Genomic DNA, 22,025 nt, shown 5'->3' with positions numbered 1-22,025 from the left:
TCATGGGTGGCATGCGACTCGCCCTTGTTCTTGGCTGCCTGATGCTCGCTTCGGGTTGTGTCATGCACACCCGCTCGCCTCCGCGGCGTCCACCGCCACCGCCGCAGCGTCCGGTGGCGATGACGTACAAGGAAGCGGTGAACCTGGGCTTCAGCCAGTGCCGCTCGCGTGGCTACGAGTGCCGCCTGAAGGACGCGGACCGCAAGGGGCGGGACGTGTGGCGGGTGAAGTTCCACGCCTTCGCTCGCGGGGCGAGGGGCCACCTGCACCTGGACTTCGATGCGTACTCGCGCAGGCTCTTGCGGGCGGACGAGAAGGTGAAGGCCCGCCGTCATGACTGGGACGATGACGACGACCGGCGCGGGCGCGGGCACGGCAAGAAGAAGGGGCACGCGCGGCGGGATGACTGAGCCGGCGGGCGCGGGCGTCAGTCGTGCTTCTTCTTGAGCGACTTGATGGCCGCCGCGGCTGCCTCGTGGCCGCAGTCCTTGCTCCCGAACACGCCCTTCTCCCTGGGCAGCCCGGTGACGCGCTCCAGGGCGGGGATGGCATCCGCGTCCCCCAGTCCCGCCAGCCGGTTGGCGGCCTGGGTGCGGATGTCGCAGTCCGACGCATTCAGCGCCTCGCTGTACGCCCGGACCAGGTCCACCCCGTCCGCGGCCTTGGCGAACTCCAGGTAGCGCAGCGCGCCCCACTGGCGCAGGGAGTACGCCTCCTCGGCCAGGTCCTCGTAGTGGGCGCGCACGCGGTCCTTCGGGATGCGGGCCAGGGACCTCTCAAGGACGGTGAGCTGCTCCTTGCCGTAGTCCTCCGCCAGCCCGTCGAGGATGAGCGGCTCCAGGTCCTCGAGCTCCTCCTCCTTCAGGTGGTTGAGCGCGGTCCGCTCGCTGATGTGGTGCCCCTTGGAATGGTGCGCCGCCACGCGCGCGCGCCGCAGCGAGGGCAGCTCCTTCTCCTCGTCGGTGGCGCCGTCCATCAGCGCCAGGGCCTCGTCCAGCTTCCCATCCTCCAGCAGCGCGAAGGCCCGCGCGCCGGCGTCGTTGCGCTGGCCCAGCCACGCGGCGCCAGCGGCCAGGAGCACCACCGCGCCGGCGACCAGCGCCGCCTCTCGCCGCCGGTGCCGCAGCAGCTCCCCCCATCCCGTGGGCAGCTTCACCGTCTGGAGCTTCGCCAGCAGGGGCGCGAGCGCGCTGGCCCGGCCGCCTTGCGAGGCGAACCGGTCACCAAAGGGCGGGCCCTCCGCGGCGCGCTCGCAGCGGTAGAGCTGGAGTTGCTCGTCGCGGCCGGGCAGGGCGATGGTGCCGCAGGGCTCGGCGGTGACCTCCGCGCGGTTGCGCGCCAGGTTCACCGCTTCGGTGAAGGTGACCTCGCCCGCGCTGGCGACGTGCTCCACGGCCTCGACGACCTCCATGGGCTCGCCCAGCACGGTGTCGGTCGTGGCGAGCACCTCACCGGCGTGCAGGCAGACGCGCACGTTGAGGCGGTCCAGCTCCGGCACCGTCTGGTTGTGGCGCCACAGCCGGTCCTGCATGGCCATGCCGCACAGCACCGCCGAGGTGGGGGAGCGGAACACCACCAGCAGCGCGTCTCCGCGCTTCTGGACCAGCCGCCCGTCGTGCTCCTTCACCAGGGGCATCAGCAGCTTGTCGTGCGTCTCCAGCATCCGCGCGTTCTCTTCGTGCGTCTGCCGGCTGGTGCGCTCGGTGAAGCCCTGGATGTCGGTGAGCATCACCGTGAGGTTCTGCGGCTTCACCACCGACGCGCCGCCGCCCGTCACCGCGGCCATGCTGCCGGAGGGCTTCATCCCGAAGGCCGCCGTCCCCGTGCGCGGGGAGGCCACCGGCACGGCGCCCGAGGCCGAGCCGCCGCTGGAGGCCGCGCCGAACGCCGCGGTGCCGCTGCCCGGCTGCGGCGCCGGGGCGCCTCCCGCGAAGGCCGCGGTGCCCGTGGGGCCGGCGCTGCTCCCCGTGGGGCCGCCGGCGCCGAACACGGCGGTGCCGGAGGAGGGCGTGGCGCCGTTGCCCGGCGGCGGGACGTAGGCGGGGGTGCCCAGGCCGGGCGTGAAGGCGGAGAGGGCGGAGTGCGCCGCGGCCAGCGCGTCCGCCAGCTCGTGCGCATTCTGGGGGCGCTTGCCCGGGTCCTTCTCCAAAAGGCGCATCACCAGCGACAGCAGACCCACGTAGCGCGACAGCGTGGGGGCCGCCCGGTCCAGCGGGAGCGGCGCGGCGGACGCGTGCTGCGACAGGAAGTTGCGCGGCAGGGGCCCGTCGAACGGGAGCCGCCCGGACAGCACGCGGTAGGTCAGCACGCCGAACGAGTACAGGTCGCTGCGCGTGTCCACCTTCGCGCCCACGGCCTGCTCGGGGGACAGGTACTCCGGCGTGCCCAGCACCACGCCAATCTGGCTGACGCTGCTGGCGGCGTCCGGCTCCACCAGCCGGGCGATGCCGAAGTCCAGCAGCCGGGCCTGCTCGCCCCGGGCGCTCTTGGAGATGAAGACGTTCTCCGGCTTCAGGTCGCGGTGGATGATGCTCTTGTCATGGATGGCGGCCAGGCCCTCCGCCAGCTGCTGGAGCAGCGGCAGCGCGCGGCCCGGCGGCATGGGGCCCGGGGTGAGCACGTCATACAGACTCTCACCCTCGACGAACTCCATGACGAGGCAGGCGTGGTCGCCAGACTCGCCGAAGTCGACGATGCGCACCACGGCCGGGTGCTCCACGGCGGAGAGCAGGCGCGCCTCGCGCTTGAAGCGCTCCGCCATGCCCGCCTGGGCGTGGAGGTCATGGTGGAGGACCTTGATGGCCACCTTGCGGCCCAAGGAGACCTGTTCGCCAAGGTAGACCTCTCCCATCCCGCCTGAGCCCAGCGGACGGAGAACCCGGAAGCGACCGTCGAGGACGAGGGAGTCGGGGGCCAACACGCGGGGCGCATCTTGTCCGACTTCGCGCCAGGGTGCAGCCCGTTCCTTCACGCGGGAGCCGGGGAGCCATCACGTCTCGTTGCTTGCCCTACAAGCGGGGGTTTGCCAGAAATTTCGAGGGCTTGGACCCCGTGCTAACGTCCCAGCTCCCGCGATGGCCACCGAAAGCGACTCTCCCAAGCCCGCCACGGCGCTCGATGCACGCGCCGCCGCCCCCGAACTGCGCCTGCTGGACCGCAGGGCGTTCGTGGGCTTCCCGGCGCTGGAGGTCCTGCCGGGCCTGCGCATCTCCGACTTCGCGCTCCAGATTCCAGACGTCAGCTTCCCCTTCAACGTCAGCGCCGGGGCCACGCGGTACCAGCGCAAGAAGCTGCACTTCGGCTTCCTCGAGCTGTCCATCGACGCGGACCTGGTGACGCGCCGGGTGGCGGAGCTGGCGGGGCGGCTGGCCGGCATCGAGGAGCTGCGCCTGCACTTCCGGCCCGGCTACCTGGAAGGCCAGGGCCGGCTGCCGGCGCCCGAGCACACGCCCTTCACCTTCAAGGTGGCCTTCGACGCGGACGGGGAGCGGCTCGCCGTCTACCTCTATGACGTGCGCCTCTACGGCTTCTCCTCCACGCCGTCGGTGCAGGTGCCGGGGCTGTTGTCCGCGGCCGTGGGCGCGCTGGCGCTGGTGCCGGACGTGGAGGTGCGCGGGGCCACGGGGTTCTCCACGCGCGTGCTGCCCGCGCTGTGCCAGCTCGCGGCGGTGAGCCGCGGCTACAAGATGCCGACGCTGGACACCGCGCGCCTGTCGGCGGCGGAGGTCTCCAGCACGGGCCTGCGCCTGCGCTTCTCCGCGGGCGGCCTGCCGCCGCCGTCGCCGCCGGACGAGGAGCTGCTGCTGGCGCTGGAGGGCGCGCGCGCCTTCGCGGACGCGGAGGGGCTCATCGCGCAGGGCCGGCTGGCCGACGCGCGCCAGGCGTACCTCCAGGCGGGGGACGCGCAGGACGCGCACCCCTTCGCCGCCGAGCGGCTGCTGTCGCTGATGGTGGCGGACCCGCAGGCGCACGACCTGGCCCTGGACGTGGCGGCGACGCTGCAACGCCGCAGGGACCGCAGCCCCGCGGCGCTCTGGGGCGAGGCCGTGGTGCGCGAGCGCCGGGGCGAGGGGGCCCGCGCCGCCGAGCGCTACCTGGCGCTGTGCGCGCTGGCGCGCCGGACCTCGGAGGAGGCCGCGGCCTTCTTCGCCGCCGAGGCCGCCGCCCGCTGCTCGCGCGACACCGCGCCGCAGGTGGCGGTGAAGGCGCTGCACGAGCTGCTGGGCCTCAAGCCCGACCACCTGCCGTCCCTCAAGGCGCTGGCGCGCGCGTCCGACCAGGCGCGGGACAGGGCCGGCGCGGTGCGGGCCTACCGCCGGTTGGCGGCGCTCGCTCGCGACCCGGCCGAGGCCGCCGATGCGCACGTGCACCTGGCCCGGCTGTGCGCGCAGACGGAGGACGACATCGCCGGCGCGCGCCTGCACTGCGAGGCCGCGCTGCGGCTGGCGCCGGACCACCCGGACGCGCTGCTGCTCCTGGGCGAGCTGTGCCACCGCGGCGGGGAGCACCTGCGCGCGCTGAAGGCCCTGGACCGCCTGCGCGAGGTGGCCATGGGCCGCCACGAGCTGGACCGGGTGGGCCACGCCGACCTGATGGCCGGCCGCGTGTGGGACGAGGGCCTGAAGCAGCCGGAGAACGCGCTCTTGCGCTTCCGCGAGGCCGTGTCGCTCCTGCCCGGCGAGCCGGAGCCGCTGTTCGCCGCCGCGCGCGTGGCGGAGGGCCTGGGCCGGTTGCAGGAGGCGCTCGCGGGCTACCAGCAGGCGCTGGAGCTGGCGGGGCCGGCGCCGCGCTCGGAGGGGGTGCGCGACGCCGCGCACGCCAGCCACCACGCCCTGGCGCGGCTGTACCGCACGCGGCTGGGGGACCCGGCGCGCGCGCGGGAGCACCTGGAGTCCGCGCTGGCGCTGGACCCGCGCGACGCGGTGGCGCTGGAGGAGCTGATTCCGTACTTCCGCGCCACCGGCCGCTCGCAGGAGCTGGCGGAGGCGCTGGAGAAGGCCGCGGCGCTCCAGGACGCGCCGGGCAAGCGCGCGGCGGCCTGGGCCGAGGCGGGCGAGCTGTACCGGGGCAAGCTGCAGCAGCCGGAGAAGGCGGAGCGGTTGCTGCTGCTGGCGCTGGAGGCGGACGGCGACCACCGGCCCGCGCTGGAGTCGCTGCTGGCGCTGGCCGAGGCCCGGCGCGACGGCGCGCTGCTGACGCGGTGCCTGTCCTCGCTGGCGCGGCTGTCCACGGACCTGAAGGAGCGCGCGCAGAAGTACCGCCGGCTCGCGGTGGCCGCGCGCGACCTGGCCTTCGATTTGGACCTGGCCGTCCACGCGCTCCAGGAGGTGCTGCGCGCCGAGCCGGATGACCTGCCCGCGCTGGGCGAGCTGTGCGGCCTGCAGCGCAAGCGCGCCGACATGGCGGGCCTGGCCGACGCGCTGGAGGTGCGCGCGCGGGTGGCCGAGGCGCAGGGTGACAAACGGCTGGCCGCGGCGGCGCTGCGCGAGCTGGCCGGGGTGCTGGAGGCCCGGCTGGGCCGCGTGGGTGACGCGCTGGTGGCGCTGGAGAAGGCCGCGCGGCTGGCGCCGGACGCCGCGGTGCTGCTGGACCTGGCGGACCTGTCACTGCGCTGCGAGCGCCCGGAGCATGCCCGGCGCGCGCTGGAGACCTTGCTGTCCACGCTGCCGCGCACGGCGGCGCCGGAGAAGCTTGCGGACGTGCGCTCCCGGCTGGGCCGCGCGTGCGAGATGCTGGGCGACCGCGAGGGCGCCATCGCCGCGTATGCGCAGGCCTTCCCGCTGCGCCGGCTGGATGATGCGCTGGCCGCGCGCCTGGAGGCGCTCTACACGGAGGCCGGCGAGGCGCAGGCCCTGGCCGAGCTGTGGGCCAGCCGCGCCCAGGCGCTGATGGGCGCCGACCGCGCCGAGGAGGCCGCGCCGCTGTTCCTCCAGAGCGCCCGCGCGCTGCTGGCGCGGGGGGAGAACGCCGCCGCGCTGATGCGCCTGACGGCCGCGCTGGAGGCGAGCCCCGAGGGCCCGCTGGCCGTCGAGGTGCTGGAGTCGCTGGCCGAGCTGGAGCTGGAGCGCGGTGAGAAGCTGGAGGCCGCGCGCCTGTACGCGCGCCGCGCCGCGCTGGTGCCCGACGCCCGGGCTGGCGCGAAGCTGCTGTTCCGCGCCTCGCTGCTCGCGGCGGGCACCAGCCGCGAGGAGGCCTTCCTCGCCGACGCGCTGGAGCGTGACGCGAGCTACGCGCCCGCGCGCCAGCGCCGGGGCGAGCTGCGGCTGCCCACGGATGCCCGCGCCGCGCTGGAGGACTTCGAGGCGGTGCTGGCGCTGCCCCCCGCGGACGGCGATGCCCCGCGCGAGAGCGAGCGCGTCACCCTGACGCGCAAGGCCGCCACCGCCGCGGTGCGCGCGAGCCGCACGGACGCGGCCCGCCGTCTGTTGGCCGAGTACAGCGCCCGCGCGCCGGAGGACTTGGACGCGCGGGTGGAGCTGGCCGCGCTGCACCGCAAGGCCGGCGCCCGTGAGGCCCTGGCGGACCTGCTGGTGGAGCTGTGGCCGCGCTTGTCGGGCGAGCCGCGCCGCGCCGCGCGCCGCGAGCTGGCGGAGCTGTCGCTGGGCCTGGGACGCGCCACCGCCGCGGTGGACGCGCTGCGCAGCCTGCGCCTGGAGGAGCCGCACGACACCTGGGCGGCCCAGGCGCTGCTGGATTTGCTGCCCCCGCCCGGCACCGGCACGCACGAGGAGGAGACGGAGCGGCTGGAGCTGCTGAGCACGCTCGTGGCCGCCGCCTCGGGCGAGGCGCGCGCGGAGCTGCTGGCCCGGCGCGCCGTGCTCCACCGCGCCGCGGGCCGGGTGGCCGCCGCGCGCGACGACTTCTCGGAGGCGGCGAAGGGCACTCGCCGTCCCGCGCCGCTGCTGCTGGCGCTGACCGAGCTGGCGCGCGAGTCCGGGGACGAGGCCGCGGAGCTGGACGTGTGGCGCCGCGCCGTGTCCGCCGACGCCAACCTCGCGGCCCGCGCCCGCGAGCGCCTGCTGTCCCTGTCCGCCACGCTGGTGGAGAAGGACGCGCGCGTCCTCGCGCGCGAGGCCCTGGGCGCGGCCATTGGCCTGGAGCTGTCCGCGGCGGAGCGCTGTGACGCCTTCTTCTCCCTGGCCGAGCTGGCCCACCGGGACGGCAAGCCGGAGGAGGAGGCCGCCGCGCTCGCCGAGGCGTCCCTCCAGGGCCCCACGCCGCGCCGCGTGGAGGCGCTGCTGGCCCGCGCCGCGCTGCTGGAGTCCAGCGGCCACCTGGAGGAGGCGGGACAGAGCCTGGAGTCGGCGCTCGCGCTGGCGCCCCGGCACGCGCAGGCCACCGCCGCGCTCCAGCGCGTGCTGCGGACGCGCGAGGACTGGGCCGCGCTGGCGGAGCTGCTCGCGGCCGAGGCGCCGCACGTGCCGCCCGCCGAGGCGGCCGCGATGTACGCCGAGCTGGCCAACCTCCACCTGGACCGGCTGTCGCAGCCGGTGCCCGCCGAGGCCGCGCTGCGGCAGGCGCTGCGCCTGTCTCCGTCCGACGCCGCCGTTCGCCGCCGCCTCGTGTCGCTGGTGGCGGAGCGCGGTGAGCTGCGCGAGGCCGCCGCGCTGCTGGAGACGGCGGCGGAGAGCGCCACGCCCCAGGACGCCGCCGGGCTGCTGCGCGAGGGCGCGGGCTACGCGCAGGGCGCGCACGACCTGGACAAGGCGCTGAAGCTGGCGCGCAAGGCCCACGCGCTGGTCCCCGCGCAGGGGGCCGAGCTGGCGTCGCTGGCGGAGCTGCTCTACCTGCGCGGCGCGGTCATCGAGGCGCTGCCGCTCCAGGACGCGCTCGCCGCCGCGGCGGACTTCCGGAGCGCGCCCGAGGCCGCCGAGTCCACGTGGCTGCGGCTGGCGGAGCTGGCCGAGCAGGCCGGTGAGACGAAGCGCGCGGTGGCCGCATACCGGAAGCTGCTCGCCGAGCGGCCCCTGTGCGAGGCCGCCGTGCTGCGCCTGGCCGCGCTGCTGGAGAAGGACGACCCGCGCGGCGCCTTCGAGGTGCGCGTCACCCACGCGCACGCGCTGGCGCCCTCCGAGGACACCGTGCAGCGGCTCGTCGAGCTGTCGGCGCGGGCCCGCGAGGTGCTCGCGGACGCGGGCGTGGCGGCCTCGCTGCTGTCTCGCGCGGCGTCGATGGCGTCCGAGCCGCTGCCGCTGCGTCGCCGGCTGGCGGCGCTGCACCGGGAGGCGGGCCGCACGCTGGAGTTGCTCGCCGAGCTGCGCCAGGTGGCCACCCTCAGCCTCCAGGCGGAGGACCCGGACGCGGCGCTGGAGGCCTATCAGGAAGAGGCCCGGCTCGCGGTGGACCTGGGCCGCGCGGACGACGCGCTGCGGGCCCTGGCGGACGCGAGGGACTTGCTGGAGGCCCGGGGGCAGCAGTCCGAGGCCGCCGCGTGCGAGCGCTACCGGGCGAAGCTGCTGCGCGACGTGAAGCTGGACTCGGCGGGCGCGGAGGCCGCGCTGGAGCGCGCCTTCGGCCTGGCCGTGGACCTGGGCACCGCGAAGCTGGGCGCCGCGATGGCCGAGCGCCGCGACGACGCCGTGGCCGAGGCGCGCTGGCTGGAGCGCGCGCTGCCGCTGCTGGACGCCCCAGGCGAGGCCGCCGCGGTGCTGCTGCGGCTGGCGCGGCTGAACCTGGGCGTGCTGTCGGACGCGGCGAAGGCCGAGGAGCTGCTGCGCTCGGCGCTGCGCAAGGACCGGGCGCTGACGGAGGCCGAGGGCCTGCTGGAGAAGCTCCTGGAGAGCGACGGCCGGCTGGCGGAGCTGGCGGCCTGGTACGAGGAGTGCGCCGAAGGCGAGCCCGACGCGGGCCGCCGCGCGGAGCTGTTCCTGCGCGCCGCCGTGCTGTACCGCGACAGGGCGGGGCGCCCCGACGCCGCCGCCGCGGCCTTCATCGCGGCGCGTGGCGCGCGCCCGGACGACCTGGAGCTCACCGCGCAGGCGGCGGAGCTGCTGCACGAGGTGAACCGCCACGCCGACGCCGCGGAGTTCGACGCGGTGCTGCTGGAGGCGGACCCGTTCCGCGAGCCCGTCTTCGCCCGGCACCTGGCCTTCCTGGAGGAGGCCGAGGACCACCAGGCGCTGGCCGAGCTGATGCTGCGCCGGGCCCAGCGCCAGGAGGCCGCGGGCGCCGCGGAGAGCTACCTGGCCGCCGCCAGGGCCTTCCGCGCCGCGGGTGCCCGGGAGCGGGCGCTGCTGTGCGAGGACCAGGCCTTCGAGCTGAGCCCCGCGAGCGCGGAGGCCTTCGAGCGCGTGCGCGAGCGCGCGGCCGGTGACGTGCGCCGGCTGGCGGACCTGCTGTCCCAGCGGGCCGCGGCGCTGTCCACGGCGGACGCGTTGCCGCTGCTGCGCGAGCGCGCCACCCGCCTGCTGGACGCGGGCGAGGCGCTGCTGGCCGCCGAGGCCTTCGACGAATACCTCTCCCTGGCGGGGGATGACGTGGACGCCCTGGCCGCGCGCGCCGAGCTGGCCGCGAAGGGCGGAGGCCCCGTCGCCGCGCGGCCCTATGACCGCCGCCTGCTGGACGTGGGCGGGGACGCGCTGCCGGTGCCGGTGCGCACGCGGACCTGGCTGCGGCTGGGGCACGCCTCGCTGGGCGCGGGCGCGTTCCACGACGCGGCGGACGCCTTCGAGTCCGTGGTGGTCCTGGAGCCGGAGGGTGAGCGCGGCCAGGAGGCGCTGTCGCTGCTGGCCGAGGTCCACTCGCGCACGGGCAACGCGCCGGGCCTCTACCGGGCGTCGCTCCAGCTCGCGCGCCGGGCGGAGGACTCCGCCACCGCCGAGGTGCTGTACCGCCGCGCGGCGGACCTCTTCGACGACCCGAAGGACGCCATCGACGCGCTGCTGCCGCTGGCGCGCCTGCGGCCCGCGGACGCGTCCGTCATCGACCGGGCCGTGGTGGGCCTGCACGCCCTGGGACGCCATGGCGACCTGCTGGACGTGTACGCCTCGGGCGCGGAGGCGGCTGGTGGGCGTCGCGCCGCGGAGCTGCTGCTGGCCGCCGCGTCGGTGGCCTCCAGCTCGCTGGCGGATGAAGACGCGGCCTGGACGCTGACCCAGCGCGCCGCGGAGGCCGCGCCGGAAGACTTCACGGCCCTCCAGGCCCTGGTGGCCGGCCTGCGCCAGCGCGGCGAGTCCACGCGATTGCTGGAGGCGCTGGAGCGGCTGGTGCCGCGCGTGGAGGACGCCGACGAGGCCGCGGTGCTGCGGCTGGAGCTGGCCGGGCTCGCGCGCGACGCGGGCCGCGAGGACCTGGCCCGTGAGGCGCTGGAGGAAGTGGCCGCGCGGGGCGCCTCGGGCGCGGGCTACGCGGACGCGCTGGAGGCCCTGGAGCCGCTGCTGAAGGACGCCCCCGAGCGCCGCGCCGAGGTGCAGGTGGCGCGCGCGGAGCTGGTCTCCGGCCGCGAGCGTCAGGTGCTGCTGCTGGCCGCCGCGCGGGGCTTCGAGGCCGCCGGGAAGCTGCCCGCGGCGCTGAAGGCGGCCAAGGACGCCGCCGCGGTGGAGCCGGACGTCGACGCCGCGCTGCGCGTGGCGCACCTGTACCGCGCGTCGGGCGAGGCGCCTCGCGCGGCGCGGGCGCTGCTCCAGGCCGCGCGGCTGGCGGCGCCGGAGGAGCGGCCCCCGCTGCTGCTGGAGGCCGCGGGCCTCTGGGAGAAGGCGGGCGAGCACGGCGAGGCGCTGGAGGTGTTCGAGCGCATCGCCACCGAGGCGCCGGACATGCTCGCGCCCGCGGAGCTGGCCGAGCGCTTCGGCCGGCTGGGCGCCTTCGCCCGCGCGCTGGAGGTGGGCTTCGCGCCCGCCATGGCCGCGGGGGAGCTGACGGACGCGCTGGCCATGGCCGCGCAGGCGGGCGACCAGGCGCGCACGCGCGAGGCGCTGTGGGCCCTGGCCGCGCTCGCGGACGCCGACCCGGCGCACGCCGCCGCCCTGGCGGATGGCCTGCGCGCGGAGGACGACGCGGAGGGCTTGCTGGAGCTGGCGGGCCTGTCCGCCGCGCGTGACGCCGCGTTCGCGGTGGCGCTGCGGGACGAGGTGCTCCGCTCTGCGGCGGCCCCGGTGCTGCCGCGCCTGCGCGCGCTGGAGGAGCTGGCGCCCGAGCCGGGCTTCGCGGCCCGTCTGACGCTGCTGCTGCCCTCGCTGGAGAAGCTCCCGGAGCCGCTGGCGGAGGCGGTGCTGGCGCAGGTGCACGCGCAGCCGGGCCCGGCGCGGGTGGAAGCCCTGGCCATGGCGGCGGACGGCTGGCCCTCGCGGCGCAAGGCGCTCTTGCGCGAGCGCCACGCGCTGGAGCTGGAGCTGGGCCGCTACGAGGCCTGCGTGCGCACGCTGGTGCAGCTCGCCGAGGTGGAGACGGAGGCGGAGGCGCGCGCCGTCCTGCACCTGGAGCGGGGCGAGCTGCTGCTCAGCCCGCTGGAGCAGCTCCCCGAGGCGCGCGAGGCCTTCGAGCAGGCCCTGAAGGATGACCCCGCGCAGCTCCACTCCCTGCGGCACCTGCTGTCGCTGGTGGACCTGGGCGAGGAGCCCGCCGTCTTCGTCTCGCTGGTGGAGCGGCTGGAGCAGGCGGCCGGCGCCGACGCGGCCATCATCTACCGCGAGCGGCTGGCGGACGCCTACGAGGCCCTGGGCATGGTGGCGGACGCCGCCGCGCAGCTCGAACAGCTCCCGGAGACGGACGACCGGCTGGCCCGCCGCGCGCGGCTGGCGGAGGAGCGGGGCCTCACGGGCGAGGCGCTGCGCCTGCGCGAGCGGCTCACCGACGAGCCCGCCGTGCTGGAGGCCATCCTCCGCGGCTACCTGGACGCGCAGCTCGTGTCGCCCGGCGCCCGGCTCGCCGCGCGCCTCTTCGACGCGGGCCACCTGTCCCCGGAAGTCACCCGCCTGGCCGCCGAGCACCTCTCCGCGGTGCCCGAAGGCGTCGCCCTGGCGGTCCGCCTCTGGCCGCACCTGCTGCGCGAGCGGCCGTTGGACGTGGACGGATGGACGCTCTACGCGGAGGCCCTGCTGGCCCTGGGCCGGACGGAGGACTCGCAGCGCGCGGACGGCGTGGGCGCGGCCCTGGCCTCCAGCGACGCGGCGGCGCCTCAGGCCCCGGTGTCCGCGCTGCCGCTGCCGCTGCCGTCGGGCTTCGAGCACCCGGTGCCCGCGGACGCGGTGCCGGTGACGGCCGAGCGCCTGCCCCGGCTCGCCGCCGCGCTGCGTCCCGTCCTCGCCTCGCTGGGCGCGGGCTCGCTGCAGCTCGTGGTGGACCCGGTGGGCGGCGTGGAGGCGTACCTGGCCAACGGCGAGGTGCTGGTGCTGGGCGCGGGCGCGCTGTCCTGCTTCGGCGCCTCCGAGCTGGCCTACCTGTGCGCGCTGGCGCTGGCGCTGGGGGAGGACGGCGTCAAGCTGGCCCGTCCCGGCGCCGTGCCGGGGCTTGAAGCCGCGGCGGTGGCGGCCTTCCGCGCCGTGCCGGCCTCGCTGGCGGCGGGGCGTGTCCTGGCGCGGCTCGACGCGGAGGTGCGCGGAGGGGACCCGTCGCAGGTGGATGTAGGCGCCGTGCTCGCTCGCGGCGACACCTTCCGGGCGCTGGCCCTTTGCGTGCTGGGCGACGTCTGAACGTGTAGCGTGGCGGCGCCATGCACCTGAAGCGACTCGCTCTCGCCGCCCTGCCCGCCACGGCCGTCGCCGTGGCGATGGCCTGCTACTCCGAACCCGTGTACCCGGGCGACCAGGTGCTCGGCTCGTTCCGCTTCGAGGCCCGGCTGGACGCCGCGCGCACCACGTGCGACGCGTCGGTGCCGGACTTCGCGCAGCTCAACGACGCCGGGGTGTTCCTCTTCGAGGGCACCTTCTCGCGAGACACGGACGCGGGCACGGGCTTCTTCACCGTGCAGGGCTACTCGCGGGACGCGGGCTATGACGGGCAGGTGGCCACCTCCACGCTGAGGGCCAACGCGCCGCGCGCGACGTGTGGCACCGGCTGCGAGGACTCCGCCATCGAGGAGACGCTGAAGGTGACGCTCTTCAGCGACAGCCAGGCGCGCACCCTCAACCGCGACTGCCGCCAGTTCGACGGCGGCGTCCCCGACGGCTCGGTGCCCGGCCCCACGGAGAACGGCTACGACGTGTCACTGGCGTGCGGCTCCCTCACGGACGTCTTCCTGCCGGGCACCCGCAACTGCAATTGCCAGCCGAGCACCTGCACCACGGTGTACACCGTGCAGGGAGAGCGGAGGGATTGATGGTGAAGCGCGCGGTGGTGTTGATTTCGGGCGGGCTGGATTCGACGACGTGCCTGGCCATGGCCAAGGCGAAGGGCTTCGAGCCCGTCTGTCTGGCGGTGGCCTACGGGCAGCGGCACGCGGTGGAGCTGGAGCAGGCGAAGCAGGTCGCCGCGGCCATGGGCGTGACGGACTTCCGGGTGGTGTCCATCGACCTGCGGCAGGTGGGCGGCTCCGCGCTGACGGCGGACATCGAGGTGCCCAAGGACCGGCCCGCGGACGAGCTGAGCCACGGCATCCCCGTGACGTACGTGCCGGCGCGCAACGCGCTGTTCCTCTCGCTGGCGCTGGGACTGGCGGAGGTGGTGGGCAGCACGGACCTCTACATCGGCGTCAACGCGGTGGACTACAGCGGCTACCCGGACTGCCGCCCGGAGTTCATCCGCGCCTTCGAGTCCATGGCCAACCTGGCCACCAAGGCGGGCGTGGAGGGCGCGCGCTTCACCGTGCACGCGCCGCTGTCCGGCCTGACGAAGGCGGACATCATCCGCGAGGGCGTGAAGCTGGGCGTGGACTACGGGCTGACGCACTCCTGCTACGACCCGGACGCCCAGGGCCGCGCGTGCGGGCGCTGTGACAGCTGCGTGCTGCGCAAGAAGGGCTTCGAGGAAGCAGGCGTCCCGGACCCCACGCGCTACACGGAGTCCGCGTGACGCCGCGCGCGCGCTGGGGCGTGGTGCTGGCGCTGGGCCTGTCGTCCGGGGCCGCGTGGGCCGAGGACGCGGGGACGCCGAAGGCCGCCTCACCCCTGGTGGACGCCACCACGGTGGTGAAGGACCTGGGCGTGGACCTGCGCTACGCCACGGCGGACAACTTCCTCAAGAAGAAGGTGTACCCGGACACGGCGCGCTGCCTGCTGCTGCCGGAGTCCGCCCAGCGCCTGAAGAAGGCCGCGGACGTGCTGCGCGCCCAGGGCTACCGGCTGAAGGTGTACGACTGCTACCGGCCGCGCGCGGTGCAGTACCAGATGTGGGAGATCATGCCGGTGCCCGGCTACGTCGCCAACCCGCGCACCGGCTCCAACCACAACCGGGGCGGGGCGGTGGACCTCACGCTGACGACGCTGGATGGCAAGGCGGTGGAGATGCCCACCCCCTTCGACACCTTCACCCGCGCCGCGCACCACGGGTACACGGGCGGCACCGAGGCGTCGCGCAAGCACCGTGAAATCCTGCGCGAGGCCATGGAGGGTGCGGGCTTCAAGCGCAACCGGATGGAGTGGTGGCACTACGATTTGCCGGACGCGAGGAAGCGCCCCGTGCTGGACGTGCCCTTCTCTCCCCCATGACATGATGAAACCATGATGAACGGAGGGCCCGCCTGCGGCACGCTGCGGGCACCTCCCCAAGGGTGGTCACGGCGTGCGTGGCCCGGGATGGCACCCACGATGAAGCCCACCCTCTATCTCTTCCTCCTGCTGCTGTCCGCGCCCGCGCTGGCGGCTGGGAGCCTCGCTGGCACCGTCGTGCGCGCCAGCGACAAGCGCCCCCTCGCCGAGGTGCGCGTCACCGCGACGTCGCCCGGGCTGACGGAGCCCCGCTCCACGGTGACGGACGCGCAGGGGGGCTTCCGCTTTCCCCAGCTCGCCGAGGGCGTCTACGCGCTCCGCTTCGAGAAGGAGGCGTTCCAGGCGCTCAGCCGGACGGACGTCACGGTGAAGGCCGGGCAGGAGGCCCGCGTGGACGTGGCGCTCTCCGCCGCGGCGCAGGCACGCCCCGCCGTGCTGGCGCCCACGCCGCTGGACAATGACCGGGAGCGGGCACCCGGCTGGACCTTGCAGCACCTTCCCGTGCTCGTGCCGGATGGGGCGTGGCAGACCGTCTACCGCGCGTCATCGGGCAAGCCGGGCTCCGGCGTCGAGACGCGGGGCTTCGGGGTGAACCCCACCATCGACACGGAGGAGTCGCGCGTCTCGGAGTTCCCCGTGGCCGTGGACACCCGCCCCTACGCCGTGGCGCGGGACTACCTGTCCCGGGACGTCCTCCCCGCGGAGGGCGCGGTGCGCACGGAGGCCTTCATCAACAGCTTCACCACCGGGGACGAGGGCGAGTCGAACGGCCCCTTCCAGCTCTACGTCGAAGGCTTCCCCTCACCTGGCCGCAAGGGCTACCACGTGGTGCGAATCACCGTGAAGGCGCGCGAGGCCGTCCGCGAGGTGGGGGTCCAGGTGGAGTTCAACCAGCGGGCCGTCGCCCGCTACCGGCTGCTGGGCTACGAGTACCTGACGCCGAACCCGGAGCCGCTGGACCCGGGCGATGAGACGGAGCGGTTCCCGCTGGCCGCCGGACAGAGCGTCACCACCATCCACGAGGTGAAGCTGCAGGCGCCCTCCATCGCCTTCGGGAAGCTCCGGGTGCGCTACGAGCAGGGCACCTCCACCCTCTGGCGCCGGGTGCAGATGCTGATGCCCTCCAGCATGTTGCGCTCCGACTACGCCCGGGCCGCCGCGTCCACGCGCCTGGCCTACGTGGCCGCCGCCTTCGCGGAGAAGCTGCGGGGCTCCTTCTGGACGCGCGCGCTGGACTGGCCCCGGCTGCTGACGCTGTGGGAGGGCATCGGCGAGCCGCTGCGAGGCCGCGAGGACGTGGTGGAGCTGGGGGCGCTCATCCGCAAGGCGCAGGCGCTGGACACGCGCAAGGACCGCTTCGAGCGGCTGGCGCCCACGGGAAGCTCGGACTTCGACGACGTGCCCCCGCTGGGGAATTGAGCCGCTGCGATGCTCCGCCGGCTGCTGCCCACCCTCATCGCGCTCCTCCTGGGCTTCATCGGGCTGGCCTGGGGCCTGGGCTCGCTCCAGCGCATCTTCGCCGCCGAGCGGGATGACGCGCAGGCCTCGCTCGACTCCCGCCGGGAGGCCCTGGAGCAGTACGCCCGCGCCTCCCTGGCGCAGTCCCTGCGAGACAGGCTGGAGGCGGCGCGCCCCGCCCTGGAGGCCGCCGCGTTGGACCCGCTCGCCCCGGCGACGGGCCTCTACCTGCGCGAGCGCGGCACGCAACTCCTGCCCCGGCTGGCCCTCCACGACACGGGCGAGGACACGCCCGCGAAGGCGCGCTACGCGGGCCTGCGCGCCGGCACGGAGCGGGCGGACGAGGTGGAGGACCCCTGGGCGGAGCGGCTCGCGCTGATTCGCGAGGTGGACCGGGCCCTGTCCCGCGGCGACCGCCGCGCGTCCACCGTGGCGCTGATGGCGCTGCTCCAGCACCGCTCGCAGTACGTGCTGGCCTCCACGCGCGACGTGCCGGGCTTCCTGGTGGTGCTGGAGTCGCTGGTGGAGCGGGGGGACCCCGTGCCCCAGTTGATGCACGCGCTGGTGCGGGACGGGCTGGCGGATGGCCGCAGCGGGCGGCTGGACGGCCTCCAGCGGCTGCTCCTGCTGCGCCGCGCGCGCTTCACGAAGGAGGACTTCGACTTCCTGCGCGAGCGAATCGTGGCGCTCTCCTCGAAGGCGGGCGTGCCGGTGACGGACTTCGAGGCCCGCGCCGCCGAGCTGGCGCCCGAGCCGCTGCCGCTGCCCAGGGCGCTCCCGGGCCCCTCGCTGGTGCGCGCGGGGTGGTACCTGGAGCCGCGCGGCGGCAACCACGTGCGGGGCGTGGCGGTGGACGCGGGCGCGCTGCTCCAGTCGCTCACGCGGGAGATGCGCGAGCGCGGCCTGCTCGAAGCGGACGGGCAGGTGCGCTTGCTGGCGGACGCGGAGGTGCTGCCGCTGGAGGCCCTGCCGCTCTCGGTGGACACGCCGGAGTGGGCGCGGGCCCAGGGCGCGCTGGAGGCGCGCTACCGGCTGAAGACGGGCATGGTGGCCGCGTGCGCGGTGCTGGCGCTGGGCATCGCCGCGCTGGCCTTCGTGGCGCAGCAACGCAAGCTGCGCTTCCTGGAGCTGAAGAGCGACTTCGTGGCCACGGTGTCGCACGAACTGCGCACGCCGCTGGCCTCCATCCGGCTGCTGGCGGAGACGCTGGAGTGGCGGCTGGCGGAGGGCACGGACGCGCGGGACTACCCGGCGCGCATCGTCCGGGAGGCGGACGGCCTGGGCTTCCTGGTGGAGAACCTGCTGTCCTTCAACCGCATCGACAAGGGGCGCTGGGCGCCGAAGCTGGAGCCGGTGCGCCTGGACGAGCTGGTGGCCCTGCTGCGCCGGGATTTGGAGTCCTGGTCCAAGGTGCCCGTGGAGTTGGCGGCGGACGTGGGGGACTGCTCCCTGCGCGCGGATGGACAGCTCTTGCGCCTGCTGCTCTCCAACCTGGCGCGCAACGCCTGCGCGTACAACACCCGCAGCCCGGTGCGCCTGCGCATCGAGGCCCTGCCGGATGGCCGCGTGCGCTTCTCCGACAATGGCGTGGGCATCCCCCAGGCGCAGTGGGAGCGCGCCTTCGAGGAGTTCGTGCGCCTGCCCGGCCAGGGCCACGACGCGCCGGGCAGCGGCCTGGGGCTGGCCCTGTGCCGCCGCATCATGCGCGTGCACGGCGGCACCCTGCGCGTGGCCGCCTCCAGCCCGGAAGGCACCACCTTCGAGCTTCGCTTTCCTCACACGGTGACGACATGACCTCCTCCGTTCCGGCCCTCCTCCTGGTGGAGGACGACGCCAACCTGCGGCTCGCGCTGCGAGACAACCTGGAGAACCAGGGCGGCTACGCGGTGGAGGAGGCCACCTGCGTGCGCGAGGCGCGCGAGCACCTGGGCCGGCGCGAGTTCCAGCTCATCCTGCTGGACGTCATGCTGCCGGACGGTGACGGCTACACGCTGTGCCGCGCGCTGCGCGAGGAGGGCGTGACGACGCCCGTGTTGATGCTCACCGCGCGCACCCTGGAGGATGACGTGGTGCGGGGCTTCGAGTCCGGCGCGCAGGACTACCTGGGCAAGCCCTACCGGCTGCGCGAGCTGCTGGCGCGGGTGGGGGCCCTGGTGCGGCGCTCCGGCGCGGCGCCGGTGAAGGGCCTGCGCTTCGCGGGCTACCGGATGGACCTGGACCGCCGCAAGGTGGAGACGCCCGCGGGCGCGCCGGTGGAGCTGACACGGACGGAGTTCGACCTGCTCGCGTTCCTGGTGCGTGAGCGCGAGCGGGTGCTGCGCCGCGACGAAATCCTGGACGCGGTGTGGGGCCGCGACGTCGTGGTGGACCCGCACACCGTGGACAACTTCGTCTCCAGCCTGAAGAAGAAGCTGGGTTGGAACAGCACCTCCCGCTTCGCCATCCAGACGGTGCGCGGGGTGGGGTACCGCATGGAAATCGAAGCGGCCTGACCTCGGCGCGGCGTAACCTTGGGAGGCGTGTGGGGTTTCTCCTTCGTGATGCGACTTCTGCCTGTCGGATTCCTGGCGGTGCTCGTGCTCTCATGTGCGAGCAAGCCACACGCCCCGGCCGTGGTGCCTCCCGCGCCTGTCGCGGCCAGGGCCGCCTTCGACGAGGCCCGCGCGGTCCACGTCCTGCGGCGGCTGGCCTTCGGGCCCTCGGCGCGCTCCCTGGAGGACCTGCGGCGCCAGGGCGTGGAGGGGTGGGTGGCCTCGCAGCTCTCCCGCCCAGGCGCGCCGCTGCCGCCCGAGCTGGAGGCGAAGCTCCAGGCGCTGCCCTCGCTGACGATGTCCATGGCGGAGCTGGTGCGGGAGTACCCGCCGAAGCGCCAGCGGGAGCAGGCCCTGCTGGACGGGCGTGAGCCGCGGCGCCCCGCCCGCATCGGCCTGGAGCAGTCCGCGGCGAAGCTGCTGCGCGCGGTGGAGAGTCCCAACCAGCTCGAAGAGGTGCTGGTGGACTTCTGGTTCAACCACTTCAACGTGTCCGCGGACAAAGGCGCGGCGCGGTGGATGGTGACTGCGTACGAGCGCGACGCCATCCGGCCGAATGTCTTCGGCAGCTTCCGGGAGCTGCTCGGCGCCACGGCGCGCCACCCGGCGATGCTCTTCTACCTGGACAACTGGCGCAGCGTCCGTGACGGCATGCCGGAGCGCCTGTCGCGCGAGGCGCTGGCCGAGGAGGACGAAGCGCCGGAGCCCGCCGAGCCGAAGCCCGGCCTCAACGAGAACTACGCGCGGGAGCTATTGGAGCTGCACACGCTGGGCGTGGAGGGCGGCTACACGCAGCAGGACGTGCGCGAGGTGGCCCGCTGCTTCACGGGCTGGAGCATCCGTCAGCCGCGCAAGGCGCCCGGGTTCTTCTTCCGCCGCCGGGCGCATGACGCGGACGACAAGCAGGTGCTGGGACAGCGCGTCCGCGGGCGGCGGAGCACGGCGGATGGGGAGCAGGTGCTGGACCTGCTGGCGCGGCACCCCGCCACCGCGCGCCACGTCGCCAGCAAGCTGGCGCGGCGCTTCGTGTCGGACTCGCCGCCGCCCGCGCTGGTGGAGCGGGTTGCGAAGGTGTTCCTCGACTCGGAGGGAGACCTGCCCACGGTGTACCGCGCGCTCTTCGACTCGCCGGAGTTCTGGGCGCCCGAGGCGCGGGCCGCGAAGGTGAAGACGCCCTTCGAGTTCGTGGTGTCCGCGCTGCGGGCCACCGGCGCCGAGGTGACGGTGCGTCCGCGACTGGTGCAATCCCTGGCGAAGATGGGCGAGCCGCTCTTCCGGGCCCCGGCGCCCACCGGCTTTCCAGAGCACGCGGCGCCGTGGGTGAACAGCGGCTCCCTGGTGGCCCGGCTCAACTTCAGCCTGGAGCTGGTGTCCGGACGGATGCCGGGGACGCAGGTGGCGTTGAAGGCGCTGGCCACGCCAGCCGAGCCCACCGCGCGCGCCTGGGTGGACGCGCTGGGGCAGGCGCTGCTGGGTGCGCCGCCGTCGGAGGAGACGCGGGCCACCATCCTCGACGCATTGTCGAAGCGCGCCGATGCCGCCAGCGCCGTGGGCGAGGCGCGCCCCGTGGACGTCACGCTCATCGCCGGGTTGTTGTTGGGCTCGCCGGAGTTCCAGAAGCAATGAACAGCGCGGGCTGGCGCAGCGTGTTGGAGTGGCGCGCTCCTGGGCGCCATTGTCTGGTGTCAGGATTGCACTTATTGCCGTGCTCATTTCGCGACGCGGTGTTGAATGAGCGGGCCGGCACATGGCTGGACCCGTGCCTCCACACCTCCGGGGAGCCGCGATGAACCCACCGCTCACTCGTCGACAGCTTCTGCGTGCCTTGGGGGCGACGGCGGCGGGGCTCTCGCTGGCGCCAGGCTTTCTGGGCAGGGTGCTCGCGTCCAGCCCGCGGAGGGCCGCGCGGGGCACGCTGGTGACAGTCTTCCTGCGCGGCGGCGCGGATGGGCTCTCGCTGGTGCCTCCCGTGGAGGATGCCGCGTACCACCGGGCGCGTCCCTCGCTGGCGTTGAAGGGGCAGGGACCGGAGGCCGCGCTGAAGCTGGCGGGGCCCTTTGGCCTGCATCCGGGGTTGGCTGCGCTGATGCCGCTGTGGCGTGAGGGCCAGTTGGCCGTGCTGCACGGCGTGGGGTTGCCGGAGCCGGTCCGCTCTCACTTCGACGCGCAGGACTTCGTGGAGTCCGGAACGCCGGGGCGCAAGGCGACGCCGGATGGCTGGCTCAACCGCTCGCTGGACGAGGAGGAGGGCGCCGCGCTGCGCGCCGTGGCGTTGCAACCCACGCTGCCCCGGGCGCTGTTCGGAGACGCTGGAGCGGTGGCCATGGGGCGGCTGGAGGAGTTCCGGCTGCGAGGTGGCCGACGGGGCGAGGGCGCCACTCGCGGCTTCAGCGCGCTCTACGCGGGCGCGGTGGACCAGGCGCTGCGGACCACGGGGCAGGGCGCGTTCGAGGCGATGTCCCTGTTGGACGAGGACCGGCTGGCGAAGCTGTCCTCCCGCGCGCAGGTGGACTATCCGAAGGGGCAGCTCGGGCCGCGGCTGCGAGACCTCGCGCGGCTCATCCACGGCGAGGTGGGCCTGGAGGTGGCGGCGACGGAGTTGGGGGGCTGGGACACCCACGCCGCCCAGGGCGCCGCGACAGGGGCGTTCGCCAACCGCTGTCGGGAGTTGGGAGGTGCGCTCGCGGCCTTCGCGAAGGACCTGGGGCCCCGGTTGGAGCAGGTGACGGTGGTGGTGCTCACGGAGTTCGGCCGCACGGTTCGGGAGAATGGCAGCCGTGGCACCGACCACGGCGTGGGCAGCGCGATGTTCGTGCTGGGCGGAGGTGTGAAGGGCGGCAAGGTGTACGGGCGCTTCGAGCCGCTGGAGACGGACCGCTTGCAGGACGGCCGCGACGTGCCCGCCTGGACGGACGTGCGCGCCCCGCTGGCGGAGGTCCTGCGCGTCCGTCGGCCCGGTGTGGCGCTGGACAAGGTGTTCCCTGGCTTCACGCCGCCTCCGGAGCTGGGCCTGTTCGGATAGCGGCGTCGCACACCCCTCGCGGTGCGCTGGCCGGACAGGGGAGCGGCCTTCCGCCGCCGCTCCCCATGGCTGCGCGTCCAAGGCTCCAGGCCGAGCCGCCACGCTGTGTCGGCGTCAGCTCACGGCCCGTCGTTCAGCGGCAGCAGGCGATGCGGCCGCAGTTCGTATAGAGGCAGGTGAGCTCGTTGGGCGTGGGCGTGGCGGGGCAGGTGCTCTCGGTGTCGCCGCCGGTGATGAAGGCCAGCGTGGCGTCCTCCAGCTCCATGACGGACGCGGGGCTGGCCGGAAGCGCGGCGCGCTCCGCGTCGGACAGGCTGTCGTAGTAGTCAGCGTCACGCCAGGCGCGGAGGATGTGGTTCTTGTCGCTGTGGCTCATGGTGCTGCTCCTCTTGGGTTGAAGGGGGGACTGCCAACGGACCGCCAACCCTCGCG

Annotated in this window: 12 protein-coding genes; 10 read left to right on the top strand and 2 right to left on the bottom strand. The window is 75.0% G+C overall.

The window, feature by feature from the left end:
* Positions 1–62: 62 nt before the first annotated feature.
* Positions 63–410: a hypothetical protein gene (locus tag MYMAC_RS30905; RefSeq protein ID WP_239989115.1), complete on the top strand. Its 348-nt coding sequence runs from the start codon at positions 63–65 to the stop codon at positions 408–410.
* A gap of 17 nt (positions 411–427) precedes the next feature.
* On the opposite strand, the gene MYMAC_RS30900 is transcribed toward MYMAC_RS30905, so the two are convergent.
* Positions 428–2,851, bottom strand: coding sequence for a protein kinase domain-containing protein (locus tag MYMAC_RS30900; protein ID WP_239989114.1), 2,424 nt, complete (start codon positions 2,849–2,851; stop codon positions 428–430).
* Between the two features lie 223 nt (positions 2,852–3,074).
* On the opposite strand from MYMAC_RS30900, the gene MYMAC_RS30895 reads away from it, so the two are divergent.
* From MYMAC_RS30895 to MYMAC_RS30855, 9 genes are all read left to right on the top strand, one after another.
* The gene (locus MYMAC_RS30895; RefSeq protein ID WP_095960672.1) at positions 3,075–12,629 is read left to right on the top strand and encodes a flagellar hook-length control protein FliK; all 9,555 of its coding nucleotides are present in this window, start codon (positions 3,075–3,077) and stop codon (positions 12,627–12,629) included.
* Between the two features lie 20 nt (positions 12,630–12,649).
* A complete protein-coding gene (locus tag MYMAC_RS30890; protein ID WP_013937951.1) occupies positions 12,650–13,255 on the top strand; it encodes a hypothetical protein in 606 nt (201 codons plus the stop codon).
* The gene (gene queC, locus MYMAC_RS30885) at positions 13,255–13,947 is read left to right on the top strand and encodes a 7-cyano-7-deazaguanine synthase QueC (RefSeq protein WP_043710276.1); all 693 of its coding nucleotides are present in this window, start codon (positions 13,255–13,257) and stop codon (positions 13,945–13,947) included. Before MYMAC_RS30890 ends, queC begins: the two co-directional genes overlap by 1 nt.
* Entirely contained in the window at positions 13,944–14,582 is a 639-nt protein-coding gene (ddpX, locus tag MYMAC_RS30880) for a D-alanyl-D-alanine dipeptidase (protein ID WP_095960671.1), read from the top strand. The genes queC and ddpX overlap by 4 nt, the downstream gene beginning before the upstream one ends.
* 99 nt (positions 14,583–14,681) lie before the next feature.
* Complete coding sequence (locus MYMAC_RS30875; protein WP_239989113.1) at positions 14,682–16,001, top strand: YfbK domain-containing protein; 1,320 nt, start codon at positions 14,682–14,684, stop codon at positions 15,999–16,001.
* 9 nt (positions 16,002–16,010) lie between these two features.
* Positions 16,011–17,834, top strand: coding sequence for a sensor histidine kinase (locus tag MYMAC_RS30870; RefSeq protein ID WP_095960669.1), 1,824 nt, complete (start codon positions 16,011–16,013; stop codon positions 17,832–17,834).
* Positions 17,831–18,532, top strand: a complete 702-nt coding sequence (locus MYMAC_RS30865) for a response regulator transcription factor (RefSeq protein ID WP_095960668.1) — start codon at positions 17,831–17,833, stop codon at positions 18,530–18,532. Before MYMAC_RS30870 ends, MYMAC_RS30865 begins: the two co-directional genes overlap by 4 nt.
* 48 nt (positions 18,533–18,580) lie before the next feature.
* Positions 18,581–20,197 (top strand): DUF1800 domain-containing protein, encoded by a 1,617-nt coding sequence (locus tag MYMAC_RS30860; protein WP_095961746.1) that lies wholly within the window; start codon positions 18,581–18,583, stop codon positions 20,195–20,197.
* Positions 20,198–20,357: 160 nt separating this feature from the next.
* Positions 20,358–21,593, top strand: coding sequence for a DUF1501 domain-containing protein (locus MYMAC_RS30855; protein ID WP_095960667.1), 1,236 nt, complete (start codon positions 20,358–20,360; stop codon positions 21,591–21,593).
* A 133-nt stretch (positions 21,594–21,726) separates the two neighbouring features.
* Here MYMAC_RS30855 and MYMAC_RS30850 read toward each other — a convergent pair whose 3' ends face one another.
* A complete protein-coding gene (locus MYMAC_RS30850) occupies positions 21,727–21,969 on the bottom strand; it encodes a mersacidin/lichenicidin family type 2 lantibiotic (RefSeq protein ID WP_013937967.1) in 243 nt (80 codons plus the stop codon).
* Positions 21,970–22,025 lie beyond the last annotated feature (56 nt).

Source organism: Corallococcus macrosporus DSM 14697, assembly GCF_002305895.1.
Classification (GTDB): domain Bacteria; phylum Myxococcota; class Myxococcia; order Myxococcales; family Myxococcaceae; genus Myxococcus; species Myxococcus macrosporus.
This window is presented reverse-complemented; position numbering and strand designations above follow the sequence as displayed.